The sequence below is a fragment of the Pseudomonas sp. Pseusp16 genome (assembly GCF_047324915.1).
Lineage (GTDB): Bacteria > Pseudomonadota > Gammaproteobacteria > Pseudomonadales > Pseudomonadaceae > Aquipseudomonas > Aquipseudomonas fluorescens_CD.
Genome location: NZ_CP168522.1, coordinates 12,607 through 27,804 on the forward strand (window position 1 = coordinate 12,607; position 15,198 = coordinate 27,804).

The window sequence follows — 15,198 nt, forward strand, 5'->3', positions numbered from 1 at the left end:
TTTTTGTGCTCCTCTGAATTAAACTATTTGGAATCGGAATGACGCTGGAACCACACGCGGGGCGATAGCCCTCTGTCTGGGCCAAGGATGGAAAATCCCCCATCGACTGGCACATCCACTCCGGTCATCCAAGAGGCTCCGGCGGTGCATAGAAATGCAACAACATTGCCCACCTCTTCACCGCGCCCTATCCGACCGAGTGGGTGGAAATCAGCGCCCACGCGGTCCGCAAGCTCGACGTCGTTATTTGTCAGGCCTGCGACGGCTGGGGACCAAGTCCAGGCAGGGGAAACGCTGAGAACACGGGTGCCTTTATCGGCCAAACTCACTGCGAAATTTTTGGTTAGCTGAAGCATTGCCGCTTTCGAGGCGGGGTAGAGCGCTCGGCCTGCTGCACCGAATTTCCCACCGGTGCTCGTGATGTTCACAATGGTGCTTCCAGGCCTTAAAAGGGGAGACACTTTCCGCACAAACATTGCCGCAGAAATCACGTTCACATTTAAGCTTTTGTGCCAGTCTTCGCGAGATGACTCGATACCGTGATCGATATAGATACAAGCGTTGTTGACAAGAATGTCAATTTTTCCGAATTGATTGATCGTATTATCGATGCACGTGTCAATGTCTTCATCGTTTTCGACATCGCACTCAGTGTAAGAAGCGCATGGCCCGAGTTGTTCGCAAAGCTCACGGCCAACGACCGCATTCCGACCCACAAGCATTACTTCGGCACCTTGTGCCAGCATGACCTTGGCGATATCCAGACCAAGTCCTTGAGTGCTCCCAGTTATGATTGCAACTTTTCCTGCAAGGCTCATTATTGCACCTCAATCAATTGGCGGACGCTGGAGATTTTGGCTATCAAACTCATGCTTTTAAGAGATGCGTCATGGGTTGCAGGATCAGCAGCCGAACATGCGTCTGAGGGAACTACTACGTTATATCCGCAATCCACAGCGTGCCTTACAGTACTCTCTACAACTGAGTGAGTTGCTACACCCGCAATAATCAGCGTGCGTGCGCCAAGCATGTGCAAGAGTGCCTCCGCATGCGTACCATAAAAAGCATTGATACGCTTGTGAGTGATTACAAATTCCTTCCCGTTTTCGTGCGGGCTTAAAGAGTCAAAGAACTCAGCGCCCCATGATCCATCTATTACAGCACCTATCTTTTTTACGTTTTCCAAGATCGGGGCGTTGGCAATCAAGTCGGAATAATTACCACGGTATGCAACCCGCGCGTGGATGATTGGCCAGCCGTTCTTACGAGCAACGCGTAGCAATTCGGTCGCAGCTGAAATCAGATTCGCGCGCCCCTCTCCGTCAGTGTCTAGACCTACCTTGATCCGCCCATCCGCATGGAGAACGTCATTCTGGTAATGGAGAGCAATTACGACTGGCCGATCCATTAAACGAATACCTCCAGGTTAGCGAATACGTCGTTGCAGTTGACTAGATCAACTCGCTTGAGCTTGATCTTCCAGCCGTCAACCTTGTTGCCTATAAGTTTGTAGGTATAACGTCCGGCGAGTTGACGCTGGTCAAGACGCCATTCGGTGGCTTGGAAAGAGGCACTTACGACTAGGAAGTCGTCTTCATCCAAGCCTTGGATGCACACGTTGCCTACCAGGTGAGCCGTTTGAGTCTGTGGCTGCTGCGACCAGTTACGAGCATTTTCTACCCGACGTATGCGAGTTTCACGCAGCATGCGGTTCTCCCAAAAAAGGGAGATGTGATCAAACGGGTTCTCCTGATTGTGCTTTTGAGGCACCCAGTACATACCGTCATCGGTGAATAGTTTATCCCACTCCCAAAACTTCCAAGTGTCTAGAAGTCGAGCTTCCTTGAAGATAAACTGCTCGATCGAACGAAGAGTTACTTCATCAACAATCGTAGGTGTCAGGTTGTCGGTTTTTACGTTGAAAGAGCGGTCAAGCAACATTATTGCTCTCCTTGGCGATGATGGTTCCAGTCATAAACTTCTTCCAGGCAGCAAACTGATTACGCATTGGAAGTTCGCTTGTACCGTTGGTTGATACCGCACCATCTTCGAGAATTTTATCTGTACCGACATAACGGTGCATGCTGATCCAGCTACCCCCTCTGGTCATGTTGCCTTCTTGACAGCGTGCATAAACTTCAACGTCGTCTGGCATCACGTTGGAAGAAGGGGAGTTGATGACGTTCGCGTAAGTAAGTGCACGGTCAAACACTACGTCGGGTGCACCTTTGCAGCGGAAGGTCTGTATTTCGACCATGGTCTTATCAACCGAGACGGGACGAATAACCCGGAATTGCATGAATACGGTATGAGGCGAACCACTCCCGTAAATCACGGTGTTATGACGATTCATACCCATGATTTCACGAGCCCGATCTGCCCCGTATGCTTCACTCAGGCATTCGAAATGCGCACGAGATACTTCATCCCGCTCAGCGGCGCCCGGATCGAAAATCGCTTCCATGTAGCCGTGGCCGTTGTGGTAAGCGCGAAGCTCTAATTTTTCCCAGAAGTCGTAGGGTTCGCCATTGCCGTCCATGATTAGGAGTTCGAACGGCATTTCGCCGATAGCCTCGGCTTCCTCACGCGCAGCATCAACTGATGACTCGTGGGTTACACGTGCGTGCATGGTGTCATGGAGGTTTTCGTAGAAAACTTTCCAGTTGGAGCGTTGCTGTACTCGAAAAATACCACCGGCAACTTCAAGCTCACCGACAGGGGACCGGTCGCACATGTTGTCAATTGACGTCACGACGCCGCCGAGGAAAGTCTTAAGATCTTCGCCGTACGAAGCCTGGCTCGCGAATACAAAGCCGCGATAGCTATCAACCCGAGCCACGCTGACCATAGAGAAATCAGGATGCTTAGGGTCGTAGCAAGTTCCTTCGAATCCGCTCTTCAACGGGGCCGACAAGTGCGAGCCATCCAGCTTGAATGTCCAAGCATGGTAGGGGCAGCGGAAGAATTTGCCGACGTTGCCGTCACCGTCCGCGACTAATTTTGCCCCTTTATGGGGGCAACGGTTGTAGTGAACGTTCACCTGTCCATCAGGTGCACGGACCATTACAACATCTTGATCGCCGATGCGAGTGGTGTGGTAATCACCAGGGTTTTTGACCTGGCTTTCGTGGCCCACATAAATCCATGCGTGGCCATAAATTCGTTCCATTTCAAGTTGAAAAAGAACAGGATCGGTATAGACGCTCTTATGCACACTATCTTCTCGAATCAAATCCGAGATTTGTTCATTCGTAGGAATCATTGTTCTCTCCGTTGCTTATTAGAGGTCAAGTACCAACTTGGCAGTTTTGGCACGAGAAACACATGTACAGAAGGCGCCGCTGGATCGCTCGCGATCAGATAGGCATATGTCACGGTGATCGGCTTCACCATCAATGATTTGAGTCACACATACACCACAGTCGCCGCGTCGGCAGTCAAACATCGGATCTAAACCTGCTTCAATCATCACATCCAGCAGGTTCTGGCCCGCATTAACTGCCAGTGTCACGCCACTTGCGCGAAGCTCCACTTCAAATGCTTGATCACCTTCCTCTTCCAGGGCTCCGGCGAAAAGTTCGTAGTGGACGTGTTCTTCTGGCCAGCCGAGCTCCCGAGCTATTTGGATCACAGAGGTGATCATCTCTGTTGGGCCGCATATGTATAGGTGAGTTCGTGCACTGGGGTTGGCTAAAACCGTTGCCGCGGGAAAACGTTTAGTTGCATCTCCGCCGCTGATCCAACACCGACTGTTGTCGAAGCACTTAACTTCGTCTAAGTAAGCCATGTTCACTGCATCGCGGCCTGCGTAATGCAGGGTGAAGTCTTTTCCGGACTCCATCAGCGCACGCCCCATGCTCAACATTGGTGTGATGCCAATACCTCCTGCAATGAGCAGGTAATGCTCTGCGTCCTCTATTAGAGGGAAGTGGTTACGAGGTGGGTCGACCTCAATAACTTGACCCTCTGTGAGGCTGTGCACCCACTTTGAACCACCAGTACTCTTGTCATCGAGCTGTACCGCAATTTCATAGTGGTTATGTGCCGACAAATTCACGATTGAATATGCGCGTTTCTGTTTCCGCTCACCAGGAATATGTAGCTCTAGATGTGCGCCCGGGGTGAATTCAGGCAGCTTTTCCCCATCTTTAGCTGTAAGCACAAGCCGCCGAATGCGGGGAGTAAGAGCTTCAATTTTTTCGACTTTTAATGATAATTTGGACATAGGAAACCTGCGCATATAACAAGCGATCATTAAACTTAACTGGTAGTCCGGTCCCAGTGATTATTATTAACGATGTTTCTCAATCAGTGGAAACATCAGCAAATAAGCCAAGGCCTAAAATAGATTAGGTATTGCTTTCGGTAAACTTTTCAAAATACATCCGGACTGACGTAAGTTTTTTATCCAGGTGCCATTTCTTTATAGACTCCACCATTGGGGGAGGGCCGCACATGTACATGTCAAATGGCGTGTCAGAAGTTTCGTACGGCAAGAGATGCTCAGGAATGAACCCCTTTTTCCCCTGCCACTTCTCATCCGCATCGCTAAGAACCGGCGTGAAGTCGAAGTCTCTAATTTTTTTCTTGTATGCCTCGATGCGAGGTATTTCGCACAAATCTTGTTCGGTCCGAACGCCATAGAAGAGGTGGATTGGGAAACCTGAGCCGCCTTTCTCCGCCAACTGATCGAGCATGCCCAGAAAAGCGGAAAGGCCTGTCCCGCCTGCAACCATTATCACCGGACGGTCAATATGCCTCAGATAAAAGGCTCCCAATGGCGCCTCCATCTTGATCGTATCGCCAACTTTGCAACGATCTCGCATGTAGTCTGTCATGACGCCACTGGGCAAGAGGCGTACCAAAAATTCAAGAGTCCGACTTCCAGGTGCACAGGCAAATGAATAGGAGCGGCTATGCTCGGTATGCGGAACTTGAATCCGCGCATACTGGCCCGGCAGATAATTCAAAGGCGCAGCGTCGGACCCTATTTCGACCTTCAGTATCGCAGTGCTCTCAGATACCTGAATCACCTCAGTGACGGTAGTCGTTACTTCAGCTGTTCCTTCGCTTCCACAGAGGGTCGAGTCGAAATCAAAGTAGAATGACGCGTCAGACAGCACTCTCGTCTGGCAAGACAGGACCTTACGCTCTGCCAGGTCCTGCTCCGAAAGAGCCTCCTCATCCACATAATCTTGAGTGTAACTACCCGATTCGCAGCGGCCTTGGCAGGTCGCGCAAACCCCTTCGCGGCAATCCAAGGGGATCTTGATTCCACTCTTGAGTGCAGCATCTAACAAAATTTCGTTAGGCTGGACGGGGCAAAACAGGGTCTTGCCGTCAGCGAAGTTCAACGCAACCTTGTACATGACTTAACCTTTCTGCGACTCAAATGTGGTAGAAATCCAGCACCGAATTGATCGTGTCATTCAGTAGCACGGTATGTTTCTTTGAAATCAACCAACTATCACCATGAGGCCGAAGTGTGTAAGTGGCTCGTCCGAAAAACTGTTCAGAGGTGGACTGGCGGTAATACAAAGTTTGCCAATTCACACGTACTTCGAGGTCGCCACCTTCCAATGGGTGGATCCGCACGTTATTAATCTGATGCAATGTTCTGGGCATTGGTGTCGCAGAGGCGGCTTTACCCGTGCGAATACGGAAAACACGGTCTTCCAGGCCTCCGCGATTCGGATAGTAGATCAGTGACATTCCGCGCTTTGGGTCTGTGGTGTAAACATGTTCAGAGTCCCACTGCGGCAGATGGAATACGCTGTCCTCACTGAACAGCGCCAAATATCCATCCCAATCTTGGGCATCGCAAAGCTCTGCTTTTTTGAACAAAAATTGTTCGATCTGGTACTGAAGTTCGAAATTCATCTGCTTATACCTCTTTCAGTTTCAGCGCTTCGGCGTCGGCCGCTTTACGCGCGAGACCGTCAAGCAGAAATTTCTGCCAGTTTCCATGTTGGTTGACGTACAGGCCTTCGTGCGTGAACTCGGCACCAATCATTGCGGGTGAAATCCCGATGGTCTCAGTGTTTTTAGTCGGACCAGTTGTCCACTTGTCACGACCTCGGGAAATGTCACTCCAGCGCTCAAGACGGGCTTGGAAACCGCGCTGGGCTTCACGAAACTCTACAAGGTCGTCCGGCGTGCCCATTCCGGAAACGTTGAAGAAGTCTTCGAATTGGCGGATACGATTTTCGCGGTCGGCATCGGACTCTCCCACCACGCCTAGGCAAAAACTGTTGATTTCCGTCTTGTTCCAAGCGATTGGGCGGATGATCCGCAACTGCGAACTGATCTGATCCAGGAAAAACATGCTTGGGTAAACGTTCAGGTTCCTCAGGCGGTGCATCATCCATTCAGCTTTGTCTTGGCCGTACTCCTCGACCAAACGAGGCATGATGGTGGCGTAGCCTGGGCGAACCTCTGGATTTGGCATATCGCTAAACAGGACGCTATGCCCGTTATTGAAGGCGAACCAACCATCGTCAGTTTCGGTATCGCCAGCCCCCAACTTGCTGTAATCAAGGGTGTCGCCGGAGTCAATGCCTTTGGAAGCGTTAACTTGCTGCCGATGTTGTACGGTCGACACATAGTTGTAGTGGACGGTGCTTACGTGATAGCCATCGAGGCCGTTCTCGTTTTGCAACTTCCAGTTGCCATCGTAGGTGTACGCCGACTTACCAGGAAGGACCTCCAGTTCACCTGTAGGAGATTGGGCGACCATCATGTCGAAGAACACTTTTGCATCGCCCAAGTAATCTTCAAGCGAGTCCGTGCCCTGTACGTTAAGGCTAACGAATACGAAGCCCTTATAACTTTCAATGCGCGCCTTCTTCAAGCCGCGAGTTGCTTTGTCGAAGTCTTCGCCGTATTCAGTCGGCGCTTTTACTTTAACGAGCCGACCATCGCTTTTGTAGCACCAAGCGTGGAATGGGCAGGTAAATGTGGACTGGTTTCCTTTCCCTACGCGAGTCAAAGTTGTGCCGCGATGTTGGCAGGCATTTATTAATGCATTCAACTTACCTTCGCCGTCACGGGTGATAATTAGTGGTTGGCGTCCCGCGCGCATTGTAACGAAGTCATGTTTGTTTGCGATTTCGCTTTCATGGCATGCGTAAATCCAGTTCTTTTCGAAGATTAACTCCATCTCTAGGTCGAAAAGTTCTGGCTCTGTAAACATGTCGCGAGCAACGCGGTAGATGCCTTCTTCACTTCGGAAGTCTAAGCAGCTTTCGATATATTCTTGCCACTGGCTAATATCACGCATACGGCTCATAGGTAGATCCTCAATCGTGCGGCTATGCAGGGTTCCCATTAGAGGGGGACAGCCGCGATTGGTCTATCCGGTTTGTAGATGACTTAAGTCCACTATTTGTGATCGATAGGATTAACAGATGTATACATTTATATGTCGAAGGTTTTGATGAGAACGATAATCATCATTGAATTAAGTGTTACTATTCGGTGGGTAGAATGGTGCCGATAATTAGCGTTTTACTATTTTCCTTTGGTAACAGGTGGGGCGGTAAATCGGTATTTGCGCTCTAAAATGGTGCGCGGAGTGTTACTGCGCGAAGGATAATTCGCTCTGAGCATCGGTACTATCCATTTAGTCGGATAAGGGTGTCCGGATAGGCAGATTTCCCCTTCTGGGTACCTCTGTGGCATACGTCTTGCTGCCCAACGGGGACGCGCCGAAGAGCGCACGTCATCCGTAATCGTGGAGCCTTGCTAATGACTGAGCCTCATGTCGTTACCCATAGTGATATCCGAATCAACAGCTATGACATGGCAGGAGCCCGAGCATGGATGGAGGAAGTATGCGGTCCCCACAGTCTCCAGAGCGCCCAGCCTGATCGGGTGTCTTTTCGGCATAGTGCGAGAGTCTTTCGGTCGTATGCTACAACGCTGGGCACCATGGAATACGGTGCTGACGTCCGAATCGGAGTCGAAGGATCCGAACATCTGGACAGCTACAGTTTAAGTTTGCCTCTTGTTGGCGAGCAGGAGCTGCTCTACCTGGGAAACCGTATCCACTCGAATAGGAGCATCGGAGTCATCGTCTCGCCCTTTCACAGCCAGGAGCTATCCATGGCAGGTGATTGCAAAAAGCTCTCTGTGGTTATCCCACGCGTAACAATGAGGCTGGCTCTCGAAGAAATCCTCAAGCGCCCTGTTGAAATCCCTATCAATTTTGATCCCGTGATGGACGGACAGGCTGGGGCCAGCGCCTCTTGGTGGCGCCTGATAGGGCACTTCGTTTCGGAGCAAGAGGCTGGAGGAGCTGTATTCGATCAAACGCTATTTTCTAGAGATATTGAAGCGTCTCTTGTCCGTGGGCTGATTCTGGCTCAGAAAAATAATTACACCGATGAAATACAGGAGTGTTTGATCGGTAGGCTGCCAAGCTATTTGTTAAAAGCTAAAGATTTTATTCACTCCAATGCTCGGGAAGATATTCGGCTAGAGGATATTGAGGTTGCGGCAGGAGTTTCGAGGTTTAAGCTTTTTGATGGGTTTAGAAAGCATATGGGCATGTCCCCTATGGCCTACCTTAAAAAACTACGTCTCTCTGAAGTACGTAAGCAGTTACTAAAGGGCGGCAGGGGGATAAATATTTCAACTGTGGCAACTGAATGGGGGTTTAATCATTTGGGGCGGTTCGCAAGTGAGTATAAAAAGCTTTTCAATGAAATTCCAAGTGCGACAATGCATCGGAATGATAGTAGTCGTGCGCATATGTGATGGTTTCGCAGTTTGATTGTGCGTCTTTAATGCATTTTGTTATTCATAAAATGGCCTGGCTGATAACTAATCCCAGGCCATTTTTTTTACCGTCATTTTGGTTTGTCACTGCTGATATGTTCATTGATATGGGGGTGTTGCAGGGGTGATCCGTATTTTTTGGCTTGAAGCAAATTTTTCGGATTATTTTGCTAAGTTTTTGGATTGTACCGATTGGTCGTATCATGTGGAATGGATCTGCGCGGTAGTATGAGTTGGAGGTGCGGCTTCCATGAGGTTTCCAATGTTCTATACGCCCGTGATTTGTGAAAGTATACAAAGGCCGACGCTTACTTTCGTCGGTTAGCCGAAGCTAGGCGCGTGTTTATCTATGGGTGCGAGATTAAAAATGTCTACTAACGATAAAGATCCAGAACAAAAAGAACCTTTGCAACTGAGCCGGCGTAGCACTTTGTTGGGTATGGCTCTGGGTGCAACAACGTTAGCGGCCTCTTCGCTGGTGCGTGCAGCCGCATCAGACAACAGTAAAACCAGCCAGCCTAACGGTGCTTATGATGTGATCATCATTGGTGCCGGTATGGCGGGCTCAACGGCTGCTCGCGAATTGGGAGCCCAAGGGAAAAAATGTTTGGTATTGGAAGCTCGCAATCGCCTCGGTGGTCGTACTTGGACGGCAGATATTTTCGGTCAGCAGTCCGAAGTCGGAGGCCAATGGGTCCATTGGTACCAGCCTCACGTTTGGGCTGAATTAAAGCGGTATGGGCTCGAAATTGATGAGACGCCAGGCGCGAACCCTACCTATGGCACCGTACTCATCAACAATGAGCTGAAAAACGTCGACCCGGCTGACTCCTTTGCAATGCTGGACAAAGGCATGAAGGTTTTCTGCGGCGACCTGATCAATGCATTCCCACGGCCCTATGATCCAAATTTCGATCTGAGCTTCTTGAAACACGACGATATCTCCATTGCTCAGCGTCTGAAGCAGATCGATCTGGATATCACTACCCATACGATCCTTGAATCCTTCTTCGCCACGGCAGTAAGTGGCAGCCTGGAAACTGCGGGAATGTTGGATCAGATTCACTGGTACGCCCGCGCAGACAATGACATGGGCAGGCTTCTGCGGGCTTGCACCCAGTACTACATCAAGTCGGGTACATCTTCGCTTATCAATAGCATGCTGAATGAGAGCAAAGCGGACGTTCGTAAAAGCATGCCTGTCCGTAAAGTCGAGCAGAATGCGACCGGAGTCACGGTAACTACTCAAAGCGGAGACGTTTTCAAGGCCCGTGCTTGCGTGGTGGCGATGCCAATGAATTGCTGGAATGACATCGAATGGTCTCCTGCATTGCTGCCAGGCAAGGTTGCCGCGAGCAAAGAGCGCCATGTAGGTGCAGGCTTCAAGCTGAAGATCAAGGTCAAAGGAAACAAGGGCGCCTACCAGAGTCTGGCCGGGGTAGGGCACCCGGTAAACATGGTGTACACCGACCATTTCTATGACGATCACACTACGCTTTTCTGCATGGGATACCCGACTCCTGGCTTTGACTACAACAACAAAGATCTCGTGCTCAAGGAGGTAGAGAAGCTGCTGCCTGACGCCGAAGTTCTGGATACGTTCGCTTATGATTGGACCAATGACCCTTACTCCAAAGGCAGCTGGTGTGACTATAAGGTAGGGATGTGGAGCAAATACGGGGCTGACATGCGGAAGACCGAGGGTCGAATCGTTTTTGCAGGTTCAGACGTTGCGGATGGATGGCGTGGTTTCATCGACGGTGCTATCGAAACAGGGCTCCGCGCTGGTCGAGTCGCCTCCGAGCTACTTACTAGCAAGGCGTGATTAAGGCCACTTTGGGGACAGTCGTGATCGCGCTACTTCCTTGCAGCGCGATTGCTAGTCAGCAAGAGTGTGACCCCGTGCGAGTCGAGCTCAGCTGGAGTCAATGCTCTGTGTGTCATTCGGTTGCTGAGGGAGATGACACCAAATTCGGTCCAAACCTCCATGGAGTTTTGGGGCGGATGTCGGGATCCCTTCAGGGATATGTATTTTCCACAGCAATGACACAGAGCCGTCTAAAGTGGACGCCTAGCACGATTGACTTGTTTTTGACTGATCCACAGTCCTTGGTTCCTGGCAATGGTATGCCCTACGGTCCGGTATCGGACCCCGGTACGCGTGCTGCAATAATTTGCAAACTCGCGAATTCTAATAATTAGCCTCTGGCCGCAGAAGGGATTACAAAATGAATCCAGTTCTCACTCATTTCACGCGAAATCGTTTTTTATTGCTGCTAAACATTTTGGCAGTATTCCTTTGTTTCAACACTGTCTACCTAGCCATCCAAGCAGGCAGTTTTGAGTACGAAGCCACGGGTAACATTGTCGGCCAACTCGATGTTGGTGTCGCCGGTTCACCGAACCTTAAGTGGATGATGCTCAGCGACATGTTTGGCTTCTATCTATTCAGCATACCCTCAGGTTTGTATCTGTGGTTTGCTCTCAGAGAAGACCGACCGTATCTGCTATCCGTCTCCACGGTCGCAGGTATCCTCTTCGGAGTAGTGGGTGCCATCGGCGCGGCTATCCTTTCTGTTGTCTGGCCGGTCCTGACCGTTTTGCACGCGACGTCCATCGATCCAGCTACTCAACTGATTACCCAGGAAACTTTTCGGATCCTGACTATGGCTGTTCAGGACGGCATGTGGGGCCGACTGGAATTCTTCTTGTCGGGCGTATGGTATCTCGGTCTTTCGATAATCTTGTGGCGACACAAAAAAGCTTTCGCAGTGGTGGTGTTCCTCAACGCTGCTTGTGCCTTCGTTTCGAGCTTCGGAAAAATTCTTGATATGGGCGAGTTAGCTGGTTTAGCACTCACAGGCGTAACTTATGCCACGCCGCTGTTCTACATTTGGCTTGGTGTTATAGCCTGGCGTGGGCCCGTCGCAAATGTAGAGAAAAAGTCAGAAGCAGTAAATTCGAATGGCGTTGCACATGGCTCTTAAAATGTAGTTAAGAGCTTGCACCCACTTTGTGGGTGGAGATCAGGGAGCCTGGTTTCGGCAGGACACCATAACGAATGTACTTTTGGAAATAAAAGAGTCGCTTTTGTGGTGGCTCTTGATAAATGGCTTCCATCTTACTCCTTTGGTGGTGGTGCCTTCAGTTATTGAAGGCACTTTTTTGGTGCGAGTCATGACAATGTGATACTGAAAATGACCTCAGTTTGTCGTCCCCGCTCCAAGGCGCCTCTAATTTCGAAGCTCGTTGTCGATGATTTTTGAGTAATCCCTGATGAGTTGTTGAGACTCTACCCTCATCTAGATTTATCTAATAACTATTCAGCCAAAGGTGAATGAAATGGGCATCATGGATTGGAAACATTGGATTGTAATTTTGGTAGTTGTGATTTTGGTCTTCGGCACGAAAAAGCTCAAGGGGTTAGGTACCGATGTCGGTGAAACCATTAAGGGTTTTCGAAAGGCGATGAATGACGATGACACATCCCCTGAGAAAACTCCGGCTCAATCATCGCTCACAGCTCAGCCGCATCAGGCAACTAATACCTCGAGCTGTCAGAATGCTGAAGCTGCTATCCGCGCTGCTACAGAGTGATTATCACTTTTTTACGTGTGAGATTGGATCAGCACCGCCATTAACCATGTCAACGATTATCCTAATCAGAGTGATAGCTGACGCCCACGTTCTGGTCTGACCGGCAGAATGCTATCAAAAGCGGACTTTCTGACTTACAGACATGAGTACGACAGAGATGATCCTGGGCACGTCGAGGTCCCACAACTGGTATCAACAGTTGTTTATCGTTGGTCTTGACAAATTTTTTGGGCTGGATATCCAGTTCAAGTGACCGGTGTCACTTCGGCCAAAGAATCAAGCTGCTTTCTGGATAAGTTGCTGGAGATTCGTATACATGTACATATGGTTCGGCAGCACCATTACTAGAATCCCCTTCAGAAAGCATCTGATTGAGGCGTTCACGTTCTTCGGTTCTACGGCTGCTCAGTTGGGTGTAGCCCTGCTCCGGGTCATCGAAACTTCCCAGCTTGAGCGTTTCATAAAGCTCACGTCGAAGGTTCATTTTCACATTGGTGAAAGCCTCTTCGTTCTTGATAAATCCATGTAATAAGTTCAAGGCCGCTCCAATCCCTCTATGGTCATGGTCTTCGAAAAGACAGCGTCCTAATCTCTGGATTAATGCCGGCTTTCCAGGGTATTTAGCCGCGTCTCCCGATTGGATTTCCTGCTTCAACCGGTTTCGAAAGCCAGACGGCGTAAAACCGATTTCCAACCTCTCCAACGAAATCGCAAAAGGTTTCGGCCAAAGCACAAGCGTCTCCAACCTGCTGACGGCAACTAATCGTGAGTTGAGATAATGCTGATCTGGTAAAGCTCTCCCAAATCGGAATAGTCCGCCCTCATAGCATTCAGACTGCGAATCGCGGCCGCAGGCTCTCCGTGCCGGCGTTGAAGCGGTTGTGCCCGGTCCAAGCCTGCGAGGAATGGTTAAGGGGGCGCGGCATCTAGCAGGGGCCGGTGTGTTCCGGCCAGCATATACAGACCATTGATACACCGGCCGGGTTACATTGGGGTCAATCTTTGCAATAGATAAGACGGATGACGTCCTTCGTCGTCTCGATGTAGCCGATGACGTCATCATCAGTCATAGGAAGTGTTAGACCGACCTGACCACGGTGTACTGGAAAGTAACCGCGAGTAGCCATTTCTAGCGCGTAGATGCTCATGCTGTTTTCGTCGATTTTGTGCCAATAGTCGCGATGAGTGTTGATTGTCTGGCCAAACTCATGGGTAAACGCAAACGCGAATACCGAGAATGAACCAAAAATAGTGAATGGGTACTTGAACTCTGCTGCCCAGGTGTTCAGTTCATTTTTGATCTTCGCGGTCATGTCGTTAAGCCTTTTATAGGCCTTCTCATCCATGGCTTTAAGGCATGCAATACCTGCGGCGCATGCCAGTGGGTGACCATGGTGAGTGCCGGAGATCATGACTTGGTCCTCTTCCAGCACTCGGAACACCTTCCGGCTACCGCCAACCGCACCGATAGGCAGACCGCCACCAATCATCTTGCCCAGTACAGTCAAATCAGGTTTGATTTGGTACACGCTCTGAAGGCCATTGTATGCAGCACGCAAGGTGACGGTCTCGTCGACGATCAGCACAATGCCCAGTTCTTCAGTTAGAGCGCGGAGCTTCTGAACGAACGTCTTATCCAGCTCGACGATACCACCCGCGCAGGACTGCAGCTCCATGATGACACAGGCGACATCTTCGGCATTTCCGCGAAGGATTTTCTCGCAAGCTTCGAAGTTATTTTGAATCAAAATAACGACATTGTCGCTTTTGTAGGTTGGGATGCCGTCGGAGTCAGGCAGCGCTTTTGGGTTGAAGTCTGGGCCGGGGAAGTTTGCTGGGTTGGGATGAGCTGAGATCGCCAAGTCATCCGTAAATCCGTGATAGCCGCCTTCGAACTTGGCGATTTTCTTACGGCCAGTGTAACCCCTTGCAATACGTATGGCGCTGAGGCACGCCTCGCTAGCTGAGCAAGAAAACTTAACCTGCTCGACGGACTCAATCCTGTCACATAGCAGCTTGGCCAGTTCCAGCTCATGATCAGTCGGGTTGCCGAATGAAAAGCCATTCGGCAGCATCTCCTCAATCGCTTTGACTATAGCCGGATGATTATGGCCCAGTACATTGGTCGAGAAATTGTTATTGAGGTCCAGTAGTTTTTTTCCCTCGATAGTGTGAATATATTGAGCCTCACCCTTATCGACGAATATTGCATGTGGGCCAAAGCCAAATGTGCGCCTGCTAAATCCTCCTGGAATGTAATCCTTTCCCTTGGTTGTTTCTTTTTTGGAAAGGTTAAAGGCTTCGGAGAAGTTTTTTAGAGATTGTTGGTAATCAAGCTTCATGGCTATTTCCGCATTAAAATATAACAACAGTCGTTTAGGGGGCTGAGCTCGGATGGTGCCGATGCGTTTGTCCAATACTCGCCTTGGATTTCGATGTTCGAACTTACAGCAGGTGAAAATTCAACATAGATTATGTTCCCGTTGGCACCGAGCTGATCACTCTTTGGTTGCTTGATGGAAGCATCGGTCATATTATTTTCGCGATCAGGGATCGGGCAATCATCATTTCTGGATTTCTTGATCGCGTTTCGTGATCGCTGCATTTCTTCCTGTCTACTACTGGTGATGCAAAAAATCAGCAATCCGCCCTGGGTCAATTTTCAATCGGCAGGGAGAGTCAGTTTTTTATCAGCACCACCCCAAAGTTACCCTCGGTCTGCCAGCGACAGCGTGCGGGATTCTAATATGGAAGATCTCCCTGCTTGGTGAAACTGAAAACTGAATTAGTTACTTGTGTAGTAGCTGTAAACCCGATTGGGAC

At 49.8% G+C, this 15,198-nt stretch carries 14 protein-coding genes; 4 read left to right on the forward strand and 10 right to left on the reverse strand.

The window, feature by feature from the left end:
* Positions 1 to 23: 23 nt before the first annotated feature.
* The 8 genes from ACEN8Q_RS00050 to antA all read right to left on the reverse strand — a co-directional run bounded on the left by ACEN8Q_RS00050 (position 24) and on the right by antA (position 7,288).
* A complete protein-coding gene (locus ACEN8Q_RS00050; protein ID WP_413704253.1) occupies positions 24 to 818 on the reverse strand; it encodes an SDR family oxidoreductase in 795 nt (264 codons plus the stop codon).
* Complete coding sequence (locus ACEN8Q_RS00055; protein WP_413704254.1) at positions 818 to 1,408, reverse strand: cysteine hydrolase family protein; 591 nt, start codon at positions 1,406 to 1,408, stop codon at positions 818 to 820. The genes ACEN8Q_RS00050 and ACEN8Q_RS00055 overlap by 1 nt, the downstream gene beginning before the upstream one ends.
* Entirely contained in the window at positions 1,408 to 1,941 is a 534-nt protein-coding gene (locus ACEN8Q_RS00060) for an aromatic-ring-hydroxylating dioxygenase subunit beta (protein WP_413704255.1), read from the reverse strand. The genes ACEN8Q_RS00055 and ACEN8Q_RS00060 overlap by 1 nt, the downstream gene beginning before the upstream one ends.
* Positions 1,931 to 3,262, reverse strand: coding sequence for an aromatic ring-hydroxylating dioxygenase subunit alpha (locus ACEN8Q_RS00065; RefSeq protein WP_413704256.1), 1,332 nt, complete (start codon positions 3,260 to 3,262; stop codon positions 1,931 to 1,933). The genes ACEN8Q_RS00060 and ACEN8Q_RS00065 overlap by 11 nt, the downstream gene beginning before the upstream one ends.
* An 18-nt stretch (positions 3,263 to 3,280) precedes the next feature.
* Entirely contained in the window at positions 3,281 to 4,225 is a 945-nt protein-coding gene (locus ACEN8Q_RS00070) for a PDR/VanB family oxidoreductase (RefSeq protein WP_413704257.1), read from the reverse strand.
* A gap of 124 nt (positions 4,226 to 4,349) precedes the next feature.
* A complete protein-coding gene (gene antC / locus ACEN8Q_RS00075) occupies positions 4,350 to 5,369 on the reverse strand; it encodes an anthranilate 1,2-dioxygenase electron transfer component AntC (protein ID WP_413704258.1) in 1,020 nt (339 codons plus the stop codon).
* Between the two features lie 19 nt (positions 5,370 to 5,388).
* The gene (antB, locus tag ACEN8Q_RS00080; protein WP_413704259.1) at positions 5,389 to 5,880 is read right to left on the reverse strand and encodes an anthranilate 1,2-dioxygenase small subunit; all 492 of its coding nucleotides are present in this window, start codon (positions 5,878 to 5,880) and stop codon (positions 5,389 to 5,391) included.
* Positions 5,881 to 5,884: 4 nt separating this feature from the next.
* Complete coding sequence (gene antA, locus ACEN8Q_RS00085) at positions 5,885 to 7,288, reverse strand: anthranilate 1,2-dioxygenase large subunit (protein WP_413704260.1); 1,404 nt, start codon at positions 7,286 to 7,288, stop codon at positions 5,885 to 5,887.
* 458 nt (positions 7,289 to 7,746) lie between these two features.
* Here antA and ACEN8Q_RS00090 point away from each other — a divergent pair, with 458 nt between their 5' ends.
* The 4 genes from ACEN8Q_RS00090 to ACEN8Q_RS00105 all read left to right on the forward strand — a co-directional run bounded on the left by ACEN8Q_RS00090 (position 7,747) and on the right by ACEN8Q_RS00105 (position 12,375).
* Positions 7,747 to 8,757 carry an AraC family transcriptional regulator gene (locus ACEN8Q_RS00090; protein WP_413704261.1) on the forward strand — a complete coding sequence of 337 codons (1,011 nt, stop codon included), beginning with the start codon at positions 7,747 to 7,749 and terminating at the stop codon, positions 8,755 to 8,757.
* Between the two features lie 388 nt (positions 8,758 to 9,145).
* Positions 9,146 to 10,603, forward strand: coding sequence for a flavin monoamine oxidase family protein (locus tag ACEN8Q_RS00095; protein ID WP_413704262.1), 1,458 nt, complete (start codon positions 9,146 to 9,148; stop codon positions 10,601 to 10,603).
* A gap of 403 nt (positions 10,604 to 11,006) precedes the next feature.
* Entirely contained in the window at positions 11,007 to 11,765 is a 759-nt protein-coding gene (locus ACEN8Q_RS00100) for a hypothetical protein (RefSeq protein ID WP_413704263.1), read from the forward strand.
* Between the two features lie 355 nt (positions 11,766 to 12,120).
* Positions 12,121 to 12,375, forward strand: a complete 255-nt coding sequence (locus ACEN8Q_RS00105) for a twin-arginine translocase TatA/TatE family subunit (protein ID WP_413704264.1) — start codon at positions 12,121 to 12,123, stop codon at positions 12,373 to 12,375.
* Positions 12,376 to 12,634: 259 nt separating this feature from the next.
* On the opposite strand, the gene ACEN8Q_RS00110 is transcribed toward ACEN8Q_RS00105, so the two are convergent.
* Together ACEN8Q_RS00110 and ACEN8Q_RS00115 are read right to left on the reverse strand one after the other, a co-directional pair.
* The gene (locus ACEN8Q_RS00110) at positions 12,635 to 13,108 is read right to left on the reverse strand and encodes a hypothetical protein (protein ID WP_413704265.1); all 474 of its coding nucleotides are present in this window, start codon (positions 13,106 to 13,108) and stop codon (positions 12,635 to 12,637) included.
* A gap of 262 nt (positions 13,109 to 13,370) precedes the next feature.
* Complete coding sequence (locus ACEN8Q_RS00115) at positions 13,371 to 14,717, reverse strand: aspartate aminotransferase family protein (protein WP_413704266.1); 1,347 nt, start codon at positions 14,715 to 14,717, stop codon at positions 13,371 to 13,373.
* Between the last annotated feature and the right edge of the window lie 481 nt (positions 14,718 to 15,198).

What these genes read in the sequence shown, in the direction of transcription:
- ACEN8Q_RS00095 (WP_413704262.1), top strand. Translation starts at nt 9,146, where the DNA reads ATGTCTACTAACGATAAAGATCCAGAACAAAAAGAACCTTTGCAACTG.
- antB (WP_413704259.1), bottom strand. Translation starts at nt 5,880, where the DNA reads ATGAATTTCGAACTTCAGTACCAGATCGAACAATTTTTGTTCAAAAAA.
- ACEN8Q_RS00055 (WP_413704254.1), bottom strand. Translation starts at nt 1,408, where the DNA reads ATGGATCGGCCAGTCGTAATTGCTCTCCATTACCAGAATGACGTTCTC.
- ACEN8Q_RS00070 (WP_413704257.1), bottom strand. Translation starts at nt 4,225, where the DNA reads ATGTCCAAATTATCATTAAAAGTCGAAAAAATTGAAGCTCTTACTCCC.
- antA (WP_413704260.1), bottom strand. Translation starts at nt 7,288, where the DNA reads ATGAGCCGTATGCGTGATATTAGCCAGTGGCAAGAATATATCGAAAGC.
- ACEN8Q_RS00060 (WP_413704255.1), bottom strand. Translation starts at nt 1,941, where the DNA reads ATGTTGCTTGACCGCTCTTTCAACGTAAAAACCGACAACCTGACACCT.
- ACEN8Q_RS00090 (WP_413704261.1), top strand. Translation starts at nt 7,747, where the DNA reads ATGACTGAGCCTCATGTCGTTACCCATAGTGATATCCGAATCAACAGC.
- ACEN8Q_RS00115 (WP_413704266.1), bottom strand. Translation starts at nt 14,717, where the DNA reads ATGAAGCTTGATTACCAACAATCTCTAAAAAACTTCTCCGAAGCCTTT.
- ACEN8Q_RS00065 (WP_413704256.1), bottom strand. Translation starts at nt 3,262, where the DNA reads ATGATTCCTACGAATGAACAAATCTCGGATTTGATTCGAGAAGATAGT.
- ACEN8Q_RS00105 (WP_413704264.1), top strand. Translation starts at nt 12,121, where the DNA reads ATGGGCATCATGGATTGGAAACATTGGATTGTAATTTTGGTAGTTGTG.
- antC (WP_413704258.1), bottom strand. Translation starts at nt 5,369, where the DNA reads ATGTACAAGGTTGCGTTGAACTTCGCTGACGGCAAGACCCTGTTTTGC.
- ACEN8Q_RS00100 (WP_413704263.1), top strand. Translation starts at nt 11,007, where the DNA reads ATGAATCCAGTTCTCACTCATTTCACGCGAAATCGTTTTTTATTGCTG.
- ACEN8Q_RS00050 (WP_413704253.1), bottom strand. Translation starts at nt 818, where the DNA reads ATGAGCCTTGCAGGAAAAGTTGCAATCATAACTGGGAGCACTCAAGGA.